Genomic DNA, 18,314 nt, shown 5'->3' on the forward strand with positions numbered 1-18,314 from the left:
GGGGCAGTTACGAGTCTTGGTGCACTCATCAATACGTCTCCTGATCTTTGACCTATAAAAAGATGGCTGCTTGCTCGTGACGATGAGCACTTAGCGGGTACGATGGATACCGTCGCCCACTAAGCTGAATCCTTTCTGAAAATGACAAACAATTAACGATTCAGATTCGATTCAGGTTCATCGGCGATATTCGAGCGGACTTGGACTCCACCGGACAGGAAGAAGGCGATGAGATTATTGCTGGTCGAAGATGATCGTTTGCTGGCGGAGGGTCTCTCGGGCCAGCTGGAGAAGGCGGGATTCAGCGTGGATACCACGCAAACAGCCAGAGAAGCGATTGCTCTGGGCCAGCAAGAAGACTACCGAATTAGCATTCTGGACCTGGGCTTGCCCGACGGAAACGGCCTGGATGTGCTTCGACAGTGGCGATCAAAAAGCGCCAATTTCCCAGTGCTGATCCTCACTGCTCGCGGTGACTGGCAGGACAAGGTAGACGGCCTGAAAGCGGGTGCCGACGATTACCTCGCCAAGCCGTTTCAGACAGAAGAGTTAATCGCCAGGCTGAATGCCATTGTCCGGCGCAGTGAAGGACGAGTGCAGTCCTCGGTAAGAGCCGGCGCCTACGAACTGGACGAAAATCGCCAAACCCTGAAAATGCAGGATGGCACCGAACGCAGCCTGACCGGCACTGAGTTCCGCCTGCTTCGTTGCCTGATGAGCCGCCCGGGGCACGTATTTTCAAAGGAACAGCTGATGGAACAGCTTTACAACCTGAACGAAAACCCCAGTGACAATGTTATCGAGGCCTATATCCGCCGCCTCAGAAAACTTGTCGGCGCTGAGACCATAGCAACGCGACGCGGCCAGGGATATCTGTTTGATGACGCCCTTTAAAAAGCCCACCTCAATCAAGAGGACACTCCTGGCGCTCTTGCTACCGTCAGGCATTGCTTTGATGGCAATCGCCTGGCTCATACACGGCATTCTGCTTGAACGAATGTCCCAGGACTTCGTCGAAAGCCGGTTAAAAGACGAAGTCGCCTTTCTGGAGCACCAGATTCGCCAATCCGACGGCAAGATAAGTGCGCTTCAGACAGGTGACTACTTCCAGGAAGTTTTTCACCATGCCTTCGCCATTCAGTCTCCGACTCAGACACTCATCTCACCGCAGAATTGGGGAGCACTGCTCAGCCCCTTGCTTGAGCCGGGCCAACAAGGAACGGTCAGGGTTCGGAACAGCGAGAGCCCAAGTGCGCCGGGCGACATCCTGGCATTCCGGAAATCCTTCCGGGTAAATAACCAGCCTATAGTGGTCATTGTTGCCGAAGACATGGCCGCGCTGCACAACAGCCAGGCGGAGCTGCATGCCTGGACCGCGATCGTATCCATTTTGCTTATCTTGTTACTTGTGGGGGTGATCTGGATCGCCATTGCACTCTCAATGCGACCAATCGGCTCACTGCAGGCAGCGCTGAAAAAGCTGCAAACCGGAGAAACAACGCGAATTCACGTACGGGCCCCTGAAGAATTCCGGCCCCTCGTACAACAGCTTAACCAGGTTCTCGATTCGCTTGATCAAAGGCTCGAACGCTCCCGTGATGCGCTCGCCAACTTATCCCATAGTGTAAAAACCCCAATTGCCGCCGTCAGGCAGGTTCTTGAAGACACCTCCCGAGCGCTTGATGATGACCTGAGACAGGAAATGGGGGACCGACTCGCCAGCCTCGACAAACAGCTTGAGGCAGAAATGCGCCGCAGCCGGTTCGCCGGGCCACAGGCCGGTAAAAACTCAAGGCCGGTTGACCAAGCCAGGGACCTCCTTTGGATGCTCGGGCGTTTATACCCGGAGAAGTCATTTGAGCTTTCCACTGAATTGACGGAAGAGACCCACTGGCCCTTAGAACAGCACGACCTCAATGAAATACTCGGAAATCTTTTGGATAACGCCGGTAAATGGTCGGCCCATTGTGTTGAGCTAAGGCTTATGGCCAATCGAAAGAAATTGACGATCACCATTAGCGACGATGGACCTGGAGTCGCCGAGGAGGCGATAAGTCAGCTAGGCAAACGCGGATTAAGACTGGACGAACAGATATCGGGGCATGGCCTTGGGTTGGCAATCGTAAACGATATTGTCAGCCGTTACGGCGGAAACCTGATTATTAAACGAAACAAGAACGGCGGCCTCTCTGCAACAGTCGAACTCGTTGCTCCCTCCGTATAGATTCTCTGGCTTGAACGTCCAAGCCGTCAAATCGCGATGATTTCCGGGAAGCTCTCAGCGCCCACCCACTTATTGACCCGGCACCAACCCAACCAGCCTTGATTAGCAGATCAAAAATCGATTACCCTTATTTGCAAATGTTTCTCATTTAGATTTGCATTAAGAGGAGTTGGTTTTGCTTGCAATCAATCAGGCACGCGAGGCAGTCGCCGAAGGCCGTTCCGTTTACGGCCTTCTCAACGCTGTCCCCAGCCCATGGATGGTCGAAATGATCGGTTATTCCGGCTACGACTTTGTCATCCTGGACACGGAACATATGTCCACCAACCCCGAGTCTCTTGAGCACATGATTCGCGCTGCGGAGTGCGCCTCCGTTACCCCTCTGGTACGAGTACCGGGTGCCGATTACGCATCGATTACGCGGGCCCTGGACAGCGGTGCCCAAGGCATTGTTGTTCCCCGGGTTCGCACGGCTCAAGAAGCTCACGACGTAGTCCAGATGGCCCGCTACGCGCCGATGGGACGGCGCGGTATCACGGGCGGACGAACCACCGGTTTCGGCACGCTGCCACTGAAAGACTACCTGCAGCGGGCCAACCGGGAAATCCTGGTGGTGCTGATGATTGAAGACCAGGAGGGCCTGGAAAACCGGGACGCGATTATGAGCGTTCCCGGCGTGGACTGGGTGCTGCCCGGTGCTGTGGACCTGTCGCAGTCCCTGGGTTGTCCCGGCGAGCCGCTTCACCCGAAAGTCACCGAGGCAATTGATGCGATTGCGCGTAGCTGCCGCGGTCTCCAGGTGGAGTTCTGCGCATTACCCCGAACTTCAGCCCAATTGAACGAATGGCATGAGTGGGGAACACGAGTCTTTCTCTTGGGAGAAGACCGCAGCCTCCTTTTCCGACACCTTAAATCCCATCTCGCCTCGAGTCGCTCTGGCTCCGCCCGCTTATCACGCTGAAATATCACTTTTGCCGTCAGAAAAGAGTTCTCATCATGAAAGACACGCTACTGTTCCTTGCCCACGTTCCTACCGAAGCCTTGAATCGGGGCTTTCTGCCTGCGGCCCAGTCCATGGGAATGAAGGTGATTCTGCTGACCGATCAAGCCGCAGCTCATCACCACTATTTCAGCCAGCCCGGACTCCCCGCCTACCCCGAACAGATCATTCAATGCGATGTATTTAACCCGGTCGCCGTTCTCGACACGGTTTCGGACCTTCCGCACCCCGCCGGTATCTTTTCCAACAGTGATCACCTGCAAACGGTAACGGCTCTGACCGCAGCCTACCTGGAGTTACCCGGCAAAGACTGGCGGACCTGCTACCGCACGAAAAACAAGGCCGCCATGCGCCAGTTCCTTCAGGACATAGAGAAAGATGCCTGTTGGTTTCTGACGGTATGCGATCCCGAGTCACTGGCGAATGTGGCTGATGAGGTTTCCTACCCCTGTATCGCGAAACCCCGGGAAGGCGTCGGCAGCCTGAATGTCCGCCGCCTGGATTCCGCAGAACAACTGCAGGCATTCAGCGCTCAGTTCTGGCTGGAGCAGCCAGGGCAGCCTCTCTTGCTGGAAGAATTTCTGTCCGGCCCGGTCCACACTCTGGAAACCCTCGGCGACGGCCAGGAGCTCATTCCCCTTGGCGGGTTTGAAGTTACGCTGTCGGAACCGCCGCATTTTGTCGAGCTGGAAGCGACCTGGGCACCCTACCAGCCAGACACCCCCTATCTCCCTGAAATGCTCGAGCAGATCCGGCGCCTTGGTGTGGGATTTGGCTCGTGCCATTCCGAGTTTGTGATCACCTCGCGCGGCCCGCGACTGATCGAAGTGAACTACCGCACCGTGGGGGACGGCCGTGACTTCCTGCTCAACCAGATGATGAATCAGCGACTCTTCAAAGCGATTCTCCAGATTCATCTGGGTCAACCTGCCGACGTTGCGCCCCCCCAGTATGCCGCGTGCATCCGATATCTTGGCGCTTCCAGAAACGGAAAGATCCTGCGCTGCGCAAGCGGACGAACAGAACCGTGCGGGGACGGAGTTGCGGAATTCGCTCCGCTGAAAGCAGTGGGCGAAAACGTCCAGCTGACTCATTCGAACAGGGATTACCTGGGTGTGCTACGGCTCTTCGCCAGCGACGAGGCGCAGATCAACGACACGCTTGCCCGCTGGACAGGGGACCTGGAAACCGAATGGGAGATTGGCTGATGAACAACGCTAATTCCCAGTCTCCGGACCAGCCCGAGCATTACCTGACAGAACGGGTGATCAACGCCTTGATCCGGGAAGACGTTGCTGGCTGTCAGAGCGATTCAGAAATTGTCGAGTCAACTCGTGTGCCTGGCTCCCCCGAGCAACCGGGCACCTGGTTACGCTGGGAGCTGAGCACCGGCACAGCCTGGGTGCCGGTCCAACCAGCCAGATTCATGCAGCCGTGGCAGTGGAGCGGGCACCCACTGATGTGGCAGCCCGACGAATCCCCAAGGAATTTCTCGGCGCTGGACCATTACTCCCAGGTTCTGTCGTTCCTCGCCCCTATTGATAACGACGAATCCCAGGCACTGGTAGCCACCTACCTGCGCGAGTGCCAAATCGCAGAGTCTCACCACCACCTGTGCCGGAAAGAAAGGGAACGCTGGTTTTCTGAGCTGCACCAGCAAGGCCGGAATTACAACGACCTCCCGCAATGGTCAGAGCGCCTGTTGCATTTTGACCGCCTCGCGGCTTTCCTGGATCACCCGTTCTACCCGAGTGCCCGGGCCAAAAGTGGCTTTGATCCTGCAGCGCTGACGGCCTATGCCCCGGAATTCGGCCACCGCTTCCAATTACGCTGGCTCGCTGTCCCCCGCGACGATGTGACGGTGCAGGGGCAGCTCCCCGATTGCTGGCCAACCTTCAACGAGGTTGGCCTGGATACTCGGCTGACTGAAGGCTATCAGCTGTTGCCGGTGCACCCTCACCTCTGGGACACAGCTCTGGACCGGCTCCTTGCCGATACGCCCATCGGTACCCGTGTCCTCCGGGCGCCAAAACCCGCTCTCTGGGTTCGCCCCACCCTGTCGGTACGAACGCTTCTACTTGAAGCCCAGCCAGACGTGCACCTGAAAGTGCCGCTGACAATTCGCACTCTCGGAGATCGAAATATACGAACGGTGAAACCGAGCACCCTCTATGACGGCTACACCGTTCAGCAGATACTGGAAGAGACAGTCGACAATGACCATACGCTCTCCGAGCAATTCGCGGTAACTGACGAATCATCAGGGCTACACGTGGGTGACTTACCCTGGCTTGGATGCATCCTGCGCCGTTTCCCCGCATTCACCCATCAACAGCAGGTGTTGCCGGTTGCATCCCTCCTGGCCGAAGACCCCGACGGCCGGTGCGTGGCCCAACTGATGGCCGATGCTTACGCAGGTGGCGATCTACGGACCTGGGTGCGGCGTTACGTTGCCCTGACGCTGTCCGTCCACCTTCGACTCTGGCTTGTTTACGGCATTGCGCTTGAGTCCAACCAGCAGAACTCCATGCTGGTGCACTCACCGGGACAACCTCCGCGACTCCTCTTCAAGGATAACGATGCCCCCCGGCTGTGGTCGGCGCGACTGTGCTCACGCATGCCCTCGGTGGCTGCAGCGGTTGCCCGACTGCGGGATCAACGGATTCTGGTCGACAACGAAACACCTCTACTCCAGATGTTCACCACCATAACCCTGCAACTAAACCTGGCGGTCATTCTGGAAGGCCTTTCAGCGAGGGGGCTCGGACAGATCACCGACTGGTATCAACTGCTACGTGACGAGCTGGTCAAGGTGCTGGATCAGCTGGACGGCGAAGGCATAGACACCAGCCCGGCACGCGGACCACTGCTGCATGACCGCCAGCTGTACGCCAAGTATCTGCTACGAGCCGGAAGCCTGGAGAGCAAATCCCGTACTGGCGCTGCGGACATCAACAAGTTCTACGGCAAGCTGGCCCCAAACTTCCTGAGGCCAGATTCGTGAGCCAGCGCATCCTGCCTGTCGTTCTCCTGAGTCACTTCACAGCAGCCTTGGTGGCGCTTGGCATGCCACCTTTCTTTGGCCTGATCCTGACAGACGCCTTTGCGATGGATGATCCGGCCTGGGTGGGCTGGTTTTTCATCCTACCAACGGTGTGCACTGCTGTGGCCGCGCCATTCTGGGGCAAAGTGGCCGATCGTTTTGGCCGTCGCTGGTCACTGATCCGGGCCCAGCTAGGACTTGCTGCCGCCTTTGTGCTGGCAGGATTGGCGCCCAACCTCACCACCTTTGCGGCAGCCCTGATTCTGCAGGGGATCCTGGGTGGAACCTTCGCCGCATCGAGCGCCTACCTCGCCACGGTTACTCGCGGCCAGGCCCTTGCGCAAGCACTGAACTGGATGCAGGGTTCGGCCCGATCGGCGATGTTGCTGGCGCCCATTCTGATTGGCGCACTCATTACCCGGATACCGGCACAGAGTCTTTACCTGTGGCTGGCAATCCTGCCCCTTCTTTCGGCATTGCAGGTATGGACGTTCGCCCCACCAGACCAAACACAAGCCGAAGAGCGGGCACGGAAACCACAGAACAACAGCGACACAGTGTCGGTTCGCTGGCAGCGACTTGCCCTGCTGCAATTCGGCTTCAACTTCTCACTGGTCGCTGGTTTTCCCTACTTTATCCCCTGGGTACAAAGTCTCACGGGCAGCACCACGGCAGTGGCGGGATTGCTTTACAGCCTGCCCCACGCCGTCTATCTGGCTATCCTGGCCAGCCCTCTGAGACGCAGCCAGCTCTTCCAGAGCCCCTCCGCACTGACCGCCGGGCTGGCCCTCTTCGCTCTGTCATACGTTATCCAGGCTACCACCGACAGCATGGCCGTCATCCTCATCGGTCGGATCAGCATGGGCCTGGGCATGACCGCCTGTTTCTTCGCCCTCAATGGCGAGACCGCGCGCCTGACCCGATCCGAAAACGCCGGCAAAAGTTTTGGAGCCCTCGACAGTATCGGTAAATGGGCCGGCGTCGCCGGAGGTGTTTTTGCGGGTGTTGCAACGGGCATGAGCGACCAGGCCGCCCCACTCTGGTTGGGTGCCGTTGTTTGCCTGCTCACGCTGACCGTTAGCGGGTCCCGCAACCACCCGCCAGCCACCTCAAACCACGAATGCCTAGAAAAGGAAGAAAGCCGATGTCGATGACTGCCGCACATCACTATTTCAGGGATAAACACTGTGACTATCAGGCGGAGCAAGCCAGCATGGAAGCCCTGCTGAACTGCTACTGCCGCGATATTGCTCAGCCTGCCGCAGAATTGTCCATCCAAACCGGTCCGGGAAGTCAGCCCTGGCCACAGGCACTCAGAACCCGTCTGACACTGGAAGCCGCCAACGTATTGGAGATTGCGCTGCCAGGCTCGGAAGACATCCTGCTTGTCTTGGTAGCCGGTGACTCGCCGACCTGCAACTACCGTTACCTTTCAGCGCCCTTCTACAAATCAGCGCTCAGGGGTTGGCAAATTCTGGGGCTGGAGCAACTCGCCCGGCTGCTGCTGAACAGCATGGCTGAACGTTTCCATCAGCCGATCAACAGTGAGCTCTACCGACAGATTCTTCTCAGTCGAGAGGTCATGGGAACGGTGCTGGCCTACTCGCAGGTTCCGAACGACTGGGGACAGGGCACCGAAGCATTCCGCTGGTCGGAGCAGTCCCTGAGTTTCGGACACCGCTACCACCCGGCGCCAAAATCCAGGGAAGGCTTTGATACCGAGGACATCCTGCAGTACTCACCGGAAATGGGCTCGGGCTTTGCCCTGTACTATTTCGCCGTCAATCCAGACGATCTTCGCACCCGAGGCAAAGTCACCGATGCCTTTGACGCGGACGGCCCCAATTCCGATCTGGACGTACCGAACGGGTTGATTCCTTTGGCCGTGCACCCCTGGCAGGCCCGTTATCTGATGCGCCAGCCGCCGGTTCAACGCGCGATACGGTCGGGCCGGATCGTACCTCTGGGTCAGACCGGCCCCAGGTACTATCCGACAGCCTCGGTTCGCACGCTGTACAAACCGGGAGCGCCCTACTTCCTGAAATTTTCCACCCACGTTCGATTGACCAATTGCATTCGCAAGAACGCGATTTATGAACTGGAGAGCGCGGTCGCTCTTTCCGAAGCTCTGAAAAACCATCTCGCCCCGGCACTGAACCGGTGGCCAGGCTTCAGGCTGCTTTACGAACCAGCTTACCAGACCCTCGATTTTCCAGAGCTCGCAGCGCCCGAGCGCAAGACGATTGCGGAGGGTTTTGGCGTGATTCTCCGGGACAATCTGGAGCAACAGCTGGAACCGGGAGTAACACCGATGCTCGCCGCGGCCTTGTTTTCCGAGGATCGCTATGGCCGTTGCCGGGCAACAGAAGCGTCGGCCTTGTGGGCACAGCAGGCCGGGCTCTCCGAGCGGCAAGCCAGGGTGCAATGGCTTGGCCAGTATCTCGCGCTGCTCCTCCCCCCGCTCTTCGAGTCGCTATTCCACTGTGGCGTTGTGTTTGAACCCCACCTCCAGAATGTGGTGGTCGGCCTTCGGGACGGTTGTCCGGTTCAGGTCTTCGTGCGTGATCTCGAGGGTACCAAGCTGGTGCCTGAACGCTGGTCGGGAAGCTTGCCGGCAACGATTGATAAACGAACCCTGGCCTCGATTCACTACCCCCAGGACAAGGCCTGGAAACGAATCGCGTACTGCCTGTTGGTGAATCACCTGTTCCAGGTCGTGGCTTGCCTGTCGCGCGGTGAGCAACAGACCGAAATCCAGCTATGGGCGGCGCTCGCAGAGGCGGTGAGAAGCTGGCTCGATAGCACCGACGATCCGTGGGCTCAGGAGGCTCTGGGCAACCTGTTGGCGGGAGAGCCGATTCCGAACAAGAGCAACCTGATGACGCGCCTGTTCAAGCGCCCGGACCGAGAATCCCAGTACACGCTGGTGCCAAATCCGCTGGCCGGATTACCAACGCGCCCCAACGCTAACCCCATCAAGGAGGATCAACCCGATGCCTGACATTCCCAACGCCGTTCAGCGCGGCGCCTACGACCTGCAAGCCCAGAACTCTGATCCGCTCTGTGCCTATATCTACGACCTGCCAGGCCTGCGCCATCACGTTGCCGGGATCGTCCAGACCTTGCCCACCCAGTGTGAGATGTTCTACGCCACCAAAGCGAATCCGGCATTGCCGGTATTGCAGGCCCTGGCACCCCTGGTCCATGGGTTTGAGGTGGCTTCCGGCGGAGAACTGGACTGGGTCCGCCGTCACTTTCCCGACGTCCCTGTCATATTCGGTGGCCCCGGTAAACTGGAATCGGAACTCGACAACGCCCTGACCCAACAGGTTGAGCTGATTCACGTGGAAAGCCTGCTTGAACTACGCCGGCTGTGTGACCTGGCCGCCCAGCGAGAGAAACGGCAGGACGTTCTTCTTCGAATCAACCTTGCTCTGGAAGAAACCCCCTCGACTCGCCTCACCATGGGGGGAGTCCCCACTCCTTTTGGCATGGAGGAACGCTGTATTGCCGAGGCTCTGGCCATCCTGTCGGAGCAGGGTTGGGTCCGGATTCGCGGGTTCCACTTTCACATGATGTCGCACCAGCTTGATGGCCATCGACACCTCACCCTGATCGAACGTTACCTCGACACGGTGCGCATTTGGGAGCAGCAGTTCGGACTGACAGTCGACCAGATCAATGTGGGCGGTGGCATCGGAATTAACTACCTTGAACCGACACAGCAATTCGATTGGGCCGGGTTCTGCGCCGGTCTGAATGAATTGCTGAAGCGTTACCACGATCGCCCCTGGCGAATACGTTTCGAGTGCGGCCGGGCACTGACCGCCGCCTGCGGTTACTACGTCGCGGAGGTTCTCGACATTAAGTCATGCGGCAACGACTGGTTCGGCATATGCCGGGGCGGCACACACCACTTCAGGACCCCCGCCGCCCAGGCCCACAATCATCCGTTCTGCATCCTTCCGGATGTCGATGAGTCAGGCGCTGCGCCACGGATAGTCGAACGGCCGGTCACCCTGGTCGGTCAACTGTGCACGCCCAAGGACGTCTTCGCACGCGAGGTCCACATCCCGTCACTCATGGTCGGCGATCTGGTGGTGTTCCAATATGCCGGGGCCTATGCCTGGAACATCTCCCATCAGGAATTCCTGATGCACCCCCACCCCAGAGAATTATTCATCGACTGAAATCGCAACAGCCCATTGGCAACGAACCAAAATACATCATTGTAATGCGAATCATTATCAGTACAATGCGCAACAAAATTAAAACACTGCTGGAGAATCCAATGTCCGAATCGGTTTTGTTAAAGCCACTAAAGTGCCAGCCCCTGTCGGCTGTTATTGCCATACTTCCACTGTTTACGGCCGGGGCTTCGACCGCCATGGCCCAGGAATCGAATTCTCCGGCCATGCTACCGGGCTTGAACGTTACGGCGGACTGGTTGGGACCTCCTACCAAGGCGTCTGAAAAGACTTACACCGGAGCTCGAACGGTCGTCGAGAAAGAGACGCTTCAGGACCGCGGAGCGCTCAACCTGGAGGACGCCCTGCGCCCGGTACCCGGGGTCACGGTGCTTGATGAAACCGGTACTGGAATTCTCCCCAATATAGGCGTTCGCGGTTTGAATCCGCTGCGCAGTGAGCGACTTCAGATTCTGATGGATGGCTACCCGATTGCTATCGGCCCCTACAGCAACGTCGGTGTCTCACTCTTTCCGGTCACGCTTCCGAGCCTGGAAGTCGTTGATATCGTGCGTGGCGGCGCATCGGTACACTACGGCCCGAACAACGTGGGCGGCGTGGTGAACTTTGTCACTAAACCAATTCCAGCCCAAACCTCGCAGACGCTACGGGAACGGGTCACCCTTGCGGAGGAGACCGGCAACGTCCTGACCGACACCTACTACCGCATCGGGGGGCCAGCAACTGATAAGCTGGACCTGCAGTTCCAGGCCAATGTTCAGCGCGGCGACGGTTTCCGCGACCATTCCGATACCGAAGTCGACAATCTGATTCTGGATGCCCGCTACTACCTGAACGACCAACACGAGCTGTCGTCTCAGTTGCAGTATTACCGAGTGGACGCGGAACTTCCCGGCGCCCTGACCCCGGAAGCCTACGAAGAGGACCGCACCCAGAGTCAGCGCCCTTATGATGGGTACGAGGCCGACATGACTCGGGCCAACCTAACCTGGACCTACACACCCACCAGCGATGTCGAGTTCAAGTGGCGCAACTTCGTCCACGACGCCGATCGCACCTTCTTTTTTGGCCAGAATCTAAGTGGCGACGGTCACTGGGCCGATCCAGGCCTAGATTCCACGCACGTGGCAGATTCACCGAGACTGTTCACGGTACTCGGCACCGAACCTCAACTGTCGATCCGTCATGGTCGACACGACGTCACCATTGGCACCCGATTCGTCAGCGAGGATGTTGAGTTCGACGTCAATCGCCGCGATCTGTCCGACGATTCCCGATCCAAGGCCCGGGACTGGCACCTGGACACGAAAGCCCTTGCGCTTTATGTCAGTGACACCATCTCGTTTCTGGATCAGCGACTGACCGTTACTCCGGGTCTACGTTATGAAGATGTCGACATGGACTTCCGTGACAACCTCAATGGCGGTACCGAAGAAAACAACGCGGAGGAGTTGCTGCCAGGCCTGACGGTGGGTTATCAGGCGACCCGTGATCTGTTCCTGTTTGCCAACAGCCAGCGCTCTCTCGTGCCGGTGCAGATTGCCCAGACTACCCGCGAGGGCGAGGTGGCCAATGAAACTGCCTGGAACCACGAGCTTGGTGCACGCGTTCAGGCCACCCCCAACCTGCTTTCGTCGGCGACGCTGTTCCGCATAGACTACGACGATCAGATTCAGTTCAATCGCTCCACCAACCGTTACGAGAACCTGGGCGAAACCCGGCACCAGGGCGTTGAGCTCACCAACCAATGGCGCATCAACCAGCACTGGGAACTCGGCTTTGGCTACACCTTTCTGGATACCGAACAGCGTTCCGGCGACAACGAGGGTAACGAGCTGCCCAACGCCCCCAACCATAAGGTCACCGCAGATGCCAACTATAGCTATCAGCGCTGGGATGCCAGCCTGAACTGGACCTACGTCAGCTCCAGCTATAGCGACGCGGACAATACAGAAGATGAAACCGACAACGGCAGCGCCGGAGAGTTGCCGGACTACCATCTGGTTAACACCCGAATTGGCCGGAACTTTGCAGTCGGCGGTGATCGTGTTCTGAATCTGGGTCTGGCGGTCAACAACCTATTGGATGAGGACTACTACTTCCGCGGCGTGGATGTCAGCCCGATCGGCCGAGTGCCTCAACCCGGAAGAAGCTTCATCCTGGAGGCGCAGCTGGACTTCTGATGGCCTCTCTCCCGAACCGGATTGCACAGATACTAGTCATTGCTTTGCTGCTGCCGATGCCAGCGCTGTCAGCGGACAGCATGATCCGGCTCATGGATGACCGCGGGCACACCCTGCGGTTGTCCGAACCGGCAACGCGTCCGGCCGCGATTTCGACCTTTGGTGCCGATGTTGCCCTGGCCCTGGGGCGCACACCAATCGCTGTCACCGATTACGGAGTCTCTGGGGTCCCGGGCTACCTTGCATCCCAGCTGGCCAGCGCCTCTGGCCTGGGACCGCGCCACCAGCCGAACCTGGAAGTCCTGTCAGCGGTCGATCCGGATCTGATCATCGGTATCCGCCGCTACACCCAGAAAGACAGCAACCAGCTTGCCGCCATCGCCCCGTTACTGGCCCTGGACCTGATCACGGTTGACGACAGCATGCGGGCGGTGGCTTTAGCCGGTCAGGCTCTCGGCGCAACGGATAAGGCGTCAACACTCAACCGGCGCTTTCTTGCTCAAGTCCAGAGCCTGGCAGAGCGCAATTTGGCTGACGACAAACCGACGGTAGCACTGCTGACCAGCGGCAGTGAGACCCCGTTTCTGTATTACGATCACTTCTTACCGACGGCACTGCTTGAGGAAATGAACTTCAACCACGTCGGCGGTGCGCCACCGAACCCGTCCAGTGGTATTCCGCTGGGCTACCGAATCAATCTGGAAGCATTATTGGCGTTAAATCCCGATATCATCCTGCTTCTGCCCACCAGCCGTCAGCGGGCCTTCACAATGAACCCGATCTGGCCGTACCTCAGCGCCGTGCGCAACAACAATGTCCACGAAGTTCCTCATTACTGGAAAGAGGGGGCCGGTCCTATCGCCCGAATGCTGATTCTTGAGGACATAGAGCGCCTGCTGCTGACCGGAACAGTGTCTGGGCCGGACCGATGACCGATGCCCGGCCCCCCTTGCGCGCCCTGACCATTTACGCAACCACCCTTCTGGTCCTCGGGCTGCTGTTTGTCCTGGGCTTAATGGCAGGCTCGCAATGGCTGTCGCCCAGCGACCTGCTAGCCACCATAGAGGGCAAGAGCAGTCTGCTGACGCAAATCAGCGTGATGGAGCTGCGCCTGCCTCGTAACCTATTGGGACTTCTGGGCGGCGCCGCGCTCGGTGTGGCCGGCGCCGTCATGCAAGGCGTCACCCGAAACCAGCTAGCCTCACCAGGCCTGACGGGCGTCATCGCCACAGCTGCCCTGGCCACGGTGTCAATTCGAACCTTCGGTACGCCCAACGCCTTGTGGTTACCCATGGCCGCCCTGGCCGGCGGCCTGGTCGGAGGCTCCTTAACGTTTGCCATCTCCGGCCGCCGGCAGCTGCAGCCTGAACGAGTCGTCCTCGCGGGCATTGCCGTAACCTCAATGGCCACCGCACTAACCACGGCCATTCTGCTGGTTTCCGGCTCCGAAGCGGCGGAGCTCTATTACTGGCTTGCAGGCAGCTTGATGGGACGGGGATGGCAACAGCTGACCTTGGTCCTGCCCTGGCTGCTGATCCCTCTTGCCGCCCTGCTGGCAATGCAGAGGCCCTATCGCCTATTGCAGCTTGATGATGATTTGGCACTTGCCATGGGGCTGTCCGTTGGGCGTTGGCGGGCGATCTTCCTTATGTTGTCGCTGCTGCTGACCGCCTCGCTGGTAGCCTTCACGGGACCGATCGTGTTTATTGGCCTGGTGGCGCCGCACCTTGCCAAACGAATGCTCGGTGATCGGCCACAGCACTGGCTCCCCTTGAGCGCCCTGCTCGGTGGCCTACTGCTAATGACAGCAGACATCCTGGCCCGCCAGCTGGCGTTTCCCCAGGAAATGCCGGTTGGCATGTTAACCGCGCTGATCGGGGCGCCCTGGCTGATCTACCTGCTAAACGCCCGTACCACACCCCGGAGCCTCTAACGTGACCCATCCGGTAACCACATCATCACACCACGCACCGGTCGCGAAAATTATGATGGCGGGCGGCCTGTGCCTCGTCCTTGTAATCCTCGGTGGAATTCAGTCTGGCGCCGTTAACCTGTCGTGGTTCCAGATATGGGACGGACTGACCGGTGACGGTTCGCAGCATGTGCAAAGGGTGGTGTTTGAACTACGATTGCCCCGAACCTTAACCGGCGCCCTGATTGGCATTCACTTCGCACTGTCAGGGTGGTTGTTGCAGCTGCTGAGTCGCAACCCCCTCGCCGAACCGGGCATTCTCGGGATTTCCTCGGGTGCCAGCCTGGTTGCCGTCACTGCATTTATAATCGGGGACTGGCTGGTGTCGAGCAGCGATCCCTACAACCATACCTCGTTTGCGCTCCAGTACTTGCCAGTGTTCGCCATGGTCGGCGGGCTTGTAACGGCCACTGCTGTGTACCTCCTTGGCCTGCGCCACGGCACCCTGTCACCGGTCAAAATGACCCTGACCGGTGCCGTCGTCGCCGGCATGCTACACGCCTTGACCACCGGTGCCCTGGCTTTCTGGGGCCATGCCAATACGGAACTGGTCGCCCAATGGCTGGCCGGCTCACTCTATGGCGCCCAGTGGCATCACCTTCAGGTCTTGCTTCCCTGGACGCTTGTGGGCCTGGCAGGCATCGCTCTGCTGCTTCGCCCACTCAAGGTCATGCAGCTCGAGGACCAGCAGGCGCGCTCCATCGGCCTGCACCTCAATCGCTGGCGGGGGTTCGCGCTGCTGATAGCCACCCTGTTGGCGGCAAGTGCCGTTGGCGTTGTCGGCCCCGTTGGCTTTATTGGCCTGCTGATCCCTCACATCAGCCGCCGATTGGCGGGCACCAGCTTTCCATTGCAACTAACCCTGTGTGTGCTGCTCGGGGCAACACTTGCCGTGTCCGCGGATGCAGTCGGCAGGACCCTGTTTGCTCCCTACGAAGTGCCCGTTGGCGTCGTATCCGCCATCCTCGGCGTGCCGTTTTTTCTGTACCTCTTGTCCCGCCAACCTTGAGAGTGAATCCCGCCATGCTACGAACCGAAAATCTCTCGCTTTCTTACGGCGAAAAGCCAGCGGTCGACAATGTATCGCTGGCCATCCCCGAGGGTGGCATTACTTGCCTGCTCGGCCCCAACGGCTCCGGCAAAAGTACGCTGCTGAAAAGTTTCGCCGGTTTGCTGCCGCCACGATCTGGGCAGGTCTTTCTGGACAACCGGTCCGTAGCCAACTGGAACCGGCGGCAGTTGGCCCTAAGGCTCGCCATGCTGCCGCAGAAACCGATTGTGCCCGAGGGTATAAAGGTTCGAGATCTGGTGGCCCTGGGTCGCTTCCCGCACCGTAAGTGGTGGCAACGGAATCTTACTGCGGATGACAGCGCGGTCGGAGAGGCCATGGCCATGACCGGGGTTCTGGACCTCGAAGATCGACCGGTGCAATCGCTCTCAGGGGGACAGCAGCAACGGGCATGGATCGCGATGGCACTGGCGCAGGAAACTGACATACTTCTGCTGGATGAACCCACTACGTTCCTGGACTGGGGCTACCAGCTGGAGGTGATGGAATTGTTATCCAAGCTGAACCGTCAGCATGGATTGACGGTGGTGATGTCGCTCCACGACCTGAACCAGGCCGCGCAGTTCGCCGACCGGATCATTGTGTTGGCCGACGGTCAGCTCAAAACCACCGGAGCGCCGAAAGAGGTCATTACTGAGCCCCTGATAAACCAGGTTTTTCGAGTGAATACAAAGGTTACCCTGGGGCCCAGTGGCCGCCCGTTCTGTTCCGGATACTCAGAATCCGCAAGACCAGGCTGAATCCCAGAGACGGTTTGTACAGGTAGCCGTGGGCGCAAAAATGACCCTCTTCAATGGCAAATATCCACTAAAGGTCAATAGCTCATTGCCAGATACACGCTACAGTATTAGTAAATCATTCTGTAACAGAGATACTGGCACTATGAACCCGGATCATTTTGATAAAGAAGACCTGATCAAATGCGGGCATGGCAAGCTCTTCCCGGGCTCCATGCGCCTGCCCATCGACGAAATGCTGATGGTCGACCGCATTACCCACATTGCTCTCGACGACGGAGCATATGGTAAGGGCAGCCTGGTTGCTGAGCTCGACATCAATCCGGACCTGTGGTTCTTCAAAGTTCACTTTGTCGATGATCCGGTCATGCCCGGTTGCCTGGGCCTGGATGCCATGTGGCAGCTGGTTGGCTTCCTGCTGGCGTGGAATGGCGGCGAAGGCAAAGGCCGGGCGCTGGGTGCGGGTGAAGTGAAATTCACTGGCCAGGTACTCCCGACGGCCAAGAAAGTCACCTACCGCCTCGATATCAAAAGACTGATTAATCGCAAGCTCACCATGGCCATCGCGGATGGCAGCATGGAAGTGGACGGAAGAGAGATCTACACCGCCAAAGACCTCCGGGTTGGCATGTTCTCTTCCACCGATGATTTTTAGGAGTTAACAAGATGCGTCGTGTTGTTATCACCGGCATGGGGATTGTCTCCAGCCTTGGCACCAATCAGAAAGAAGTCACCGAGTCTCTGCGGGATTCCCGCCCGGGCATCGGGTTCAGTGAAGAAGCTCGGGACAATGGCCTGCGCAGCCACGTGTGCGGTCAGATCAACCTGAACCTGGCTGAGCTGATCGATCGGAAACTCTTTCGGTTCATGTGCCCGGCCTCTGGTTATACCTATCTGGCCACCCGCGAAGCCATTGAACAGGCCGGCCTGAGCGAAGAACAGATCAAGGCCAACACCACCGGTGCTATTTTCGGCACAGGCGGCGCCTCGACTGTAGAACTGCTGGACGCCATCGATACCCATCGCGAAAAAGGCATCCGCCGAGTCGGTCCGTACCGGGTTCCGCGTACTATGGGCAGCTCCATCAACGCCTCGATCTCCACCGCCTTCGGCATCACCGGCGTTAACTACGGCATCACCTCAGCTTGCGCCACCAGTGCGCACGCTATCGGCCATGCTGCGGATCTGATCGCCCTGGGCCGCCAGGACATCATGCTGGCCGGCGGCGGCGAAGATATTCACTGGAGCCTGAGCCTGCTGTTTGATGGCATGGGCGCGCTGTCTACCAAATACAATGACACCCCTGAACTGGCGTCCCGTACCTATGACGCGGATCGCGATGGCTTTGTCATTTCCGGCGGCGGTGGAACCGTGGTTCTGGAAGCACTGGAACACGCAGAAGCCCGAGGCGCCACCATCTTGGGTGAGCTGGTTGGTTTTGGTGCAACCTCCGACGGCGCCGACATGGTCGCCCCCAGCGGCGAAGGCGCTGTCCGGTGCATGCAGCAGGCCATGAAGAACGTTGACGGCGAGATCAGCTACATCAACACCCACGGCACCAGTACACCGGCCGGGGACGTCACCGAACTGAAGGCCCTGAAAGAAACCTTCGGCGACAGGATTCCACCGCTGAGCTCCACCAAGCCCCTGTGCGGTCACGCGCTGGGTGCCGCTGGCGTGCATGAGGCGATCTACAGCCTGATCATGCAGCGTGAAGGCTTCATCGCACCGTCTGCCAACATTCAGAATCTGGATGAAGGCGCCGAGGGTTACCCGATTGTGCGGGAGCGGATGGACAACCAGAACCTGGACCTGGTGATGAGCAACAGCTTCGGCTTTGGCGGCACCAACGCCACACTGATCTTCAAGAAGGTATAA

The 18,314-nt window shown here is 58.7% G+C and carries 15 protein-coding genes; all 15 read left to right on the plus strand.

The annotated features are described in order from the left end of the window. The first annotated feature begins 228 nt into the window (after positions 1–228). The 15 genes from QUE89_RS14240 (at position 229) to fabB (ending at position 18,314) form a co-directional block, all read left to right on the plus strand. Entirely contained in the window at positions 229–894 is a 666-nt protein-coding gene (locus QUE89_RS14240; protein ID WP_286220727.1) for a response regulator transcription factor, read from the plus strand. Then, the gene (locus QUE89_RS14245; RefSeq protein ID WP_286220728.1) at positions 881–2,224 is read left to right on the plus strand and encodes an ATP-binding protein; all 1,344 of its coding nucleotides are present in this window, start codon (positions 881–883) and stop codon (positions 2,222–2,224) included. The genes QUE89_RS14240 and QUE89_RS14245 overlap by 14 nt, the downstream gene beginning before the upstream one ends. Before the next feature lie 175 nt (positions 2,225–2,399). Beyond that, entirely contained in the window at positions 2,400–3,185 is a 786-nt protein-coding gene (locus QUE89_RS14250; protein WP_286220729.1) for an HpcH/HpaI aldolase family protein, read from the plus strand. A gap of 35 nt (positions 3,186–3,220) precedes the next feature. Further along, entirely contained in the window at positions 3,221–4,432 is a 1,212-nt protein-coding gene (locus tag QUE89_RS14255; protein WP_286220730.1) for an ATP-grasp domain-containing protein, read from the plus strand. Further along, positions 4,432–6,228 (plus strand): IucA/IucC family protein, encoded by a 1,797-nt coding sequence (locus QUE89_RS14260; protein ID WP_286220731.1) that lies wholly within the window; start codon positions 4,432–4,434, stop codon positions 6,226–6,228. Before QUE89_RS14255 ends, QUE89_RS14260 begins: the two co-directional genes overlap by 1 nt. Further along, positions 6,225–7,421 carry an MFS transporter gene (locus QUE89_RS14265; protein ID WP_286220732.1) on the plus strand — a complete coding sequence of 399 codons (1,197 nt, stop codon included), beginning with the start codon at positions 6,225–6,227 and terminating at the stop codon, positions 7,419–7,421. Before QUE89_RS14260 ends, QUE89_RS14265 begins: the two co-directional genes overlap by 4 nt. Continuing rightward, positions 7,412–9,268: an IucA/IucC family protein gene (locus QUE89_RS14270; protein ID WP_286220733.1), complete on the plus strand. Its 1,857-nt coding sequence runs from the start codon at positions 7,412–7,414 to the stop codon at positions 9,266–9,268. The genes QUE89_RS14265 and QUE89_RS14270 overlap by 10 nt, the downstream gene beginning before the upstream one ends. Beyond that, positions 9,261–10,457, plus strand: coding sequence for a type III PLP-dependent enzyme (locus QUE89_RS14275; protein WP_286220734.1), 1,197 nt, complete (start codon positions 9,261–9,263; stop codon positions 10,455–10,457). The genes QUE89_RS14270 and QUE89_RS14275 overlap by 8 nt, the downstream gene beginning before the upstream one ends. 101 nt (positions 10,458–10,558) lie before the next feature. Beyond that, complete coding sequence (locus tag QUE89_RS14280) at positions 10,559–12,658, plus strand: TonB-dependent receptor family protein (RefSeq protein WP_286220735.1); 2,100 nt, start codon at positions 10,559–10,561, stop codon at positions 12,656–12,658. Then, positions 12,658–13,590, plus strand: a complete 933-nt coding sequence (locus QUE89_RS14285; protein WP_286220736.1) for an ABC transporter substrate-binding protein — start codon at positions 12,658–12,660, stop codon at positions 13,588–13,590. Before QUE89_RS14280 ends, QUE89_RS14285 begins: the two co-directional genes overlap by 1 nt. Beyond that, entirely contained in the window at positions 13,587–14,591 is a 1,005-nt protein-coding gene (locus QUE89_RS14290) for a FecCD family ABC transporter permease (protein WP_286220737.1), read from the plus strand. The genes QUE89_RS14285 and QUE89_RS14290 overlap by 4 nt, the downstream gene beginning before the upstream one ends. A 1-nt stretch (position 14,592) precedes the next feature. Beyond that, complete coding sequence (locus tag QUE89_RS14295) at positions 14,593–15,639, plus strand: FecCD family ABC transporter permease (RefSeq protein ID WP_286220738.1); 1,047 nt, start codon at positions 14,593–14,595, stop codon at positions 15,637–15,639. Positions 15,640–15,653: 14 nt separating this feature from the next. After that, the gene (locus QUE89_RS14300; RefSeq protein WP_286220739.1) at positions 15,654–16,439 is read left to right on the plus strand and encodes an ABC transporter ATP-binding protein; all 786 of its coding nucleotides are present in this window, start codon (positions 15,654–15,656) and stop codon (positions 16,437–16,439) included. A 142-nt stretch (positions 16,440–16,581) separates the two neighbouring features. Further along, entirely contained in the window at positions 16,582–17,091 is a 510-nt protein-coding gene (gene fabA, locus QUE89_RS14305) for a bifunctional 3-hydroxydecanoyl-ACP dehydratase/trans-2-decenoyl-ACP isomerase (protein ID WP_041339271.1), read from the plus strand. A gap of 11 nt (positions 17,092–17,102) precedes the next feature. Beyond that, complete coding sequence (gene fabB / locus QUE89_RS14310; RefSeq protein WP_286220740.1) at positions 17,103–18,314, plus strand: beta-ketoacyl-ACP synthase I; 1,212 nt, start codon at positions 17,103–17,105, stop codon at positions 18,312–18,314.

Source organism: Marinobacter sp. LA51, from assembly GCF_030297175.1.
Lineage (GTDB): Bacteria > Pseudomonadota > Gammaproteobacteria > Pseudomonadales > Oleiphilaceae > Marinobacter > Marinobacter apostichopi.

Excerpts from the sequence above, each read along its gene's own strand:
- QUE89_RS14240 (WP_286220727.1), top strand. The coding sequence starts at position 229 with ATGAGATTATTGCTGGTCGAAGATGATCGTTTGCTGGCGGAGGGTCTC.
- QUE89_RS14270 (WP_286220733.1), top strand. The coding sequence starts at position 7,412 with ATGTCGATGACTGCCGCACATCACTATTTCAGGGATAAACACTGTGAC.
- QUE89_RS14285 (WP_286220736.1), top strand. The coding sequence starts at position 12,658 with ATGGCCTCTCTCCCGAACCGGATTGCACAGATACTAGTCATTGCTTTG.
- QUE89_RS14260 (WP_286220731.1), top strand. The coding sequence starts at position 4,432 with ATGAACAACGCTAATTCCCAGTCTCCGGACCAGCCCGAGCATTACCTG.
- QUE89_RS14300 (WP_286220739.1), top strand. The coding sequence starts at position 15,654 with ATGCTACGAACCGAAAATCTCTCGCTTTCTTACGGCGAAAAGCCAGCG.
- QUE89_RS14245 (WP_286220728.1), top strand. The coding sequence starts at position 881 with ATGACGCCCTTTAAAAAGCCCACCTCAATCAAGAGGACACTCCTGGCG.
- QUE89_RS14255 (WP_286220730.1), top strand. The coding sequence starts at position 3,221 with ATGAAAGACACGCTACTGTTCCTTGCCCACGTTCCTACCGAAGCCTTG.
- fabA (WP_041339271.1), top strand. The coding sequence starts at position 16,582 with ATGAACCCGGATCATTTTGATAAAGAAGACCTGATCAAATGCGGGCAT.
- fabB (WP_286220740.1), top strand. The coding sequence starts at position 17,103 with ATGCGTCGTGTTGTTATCACCGGCATGGGGATTGTCTCCAGCCTTGGC.
- QUE89_RS14280 (WP_286220735.1), top strand. The coding sequence starts at position 10,559 with ATGTCCGAATCGGTTTTGTTAAAGCCACTAAAGTGCCAGCCCCTGTCG.
- QUE89_RS14290 (WP_286220737.1), top strand. The coding sequence starts at position 13,587 with ATGACCGATGCCCGGCCCCCCTTGCGCGCCCTGACCATTTACGCAACC.
- QUE89_RS14275 (WP_286220734.1), top strand. The coding sequence starts at position 9,261 with ATGCCTGACATTCCCAACGCCGTTCAGCGCGGCGCCTACGACCTGCAA.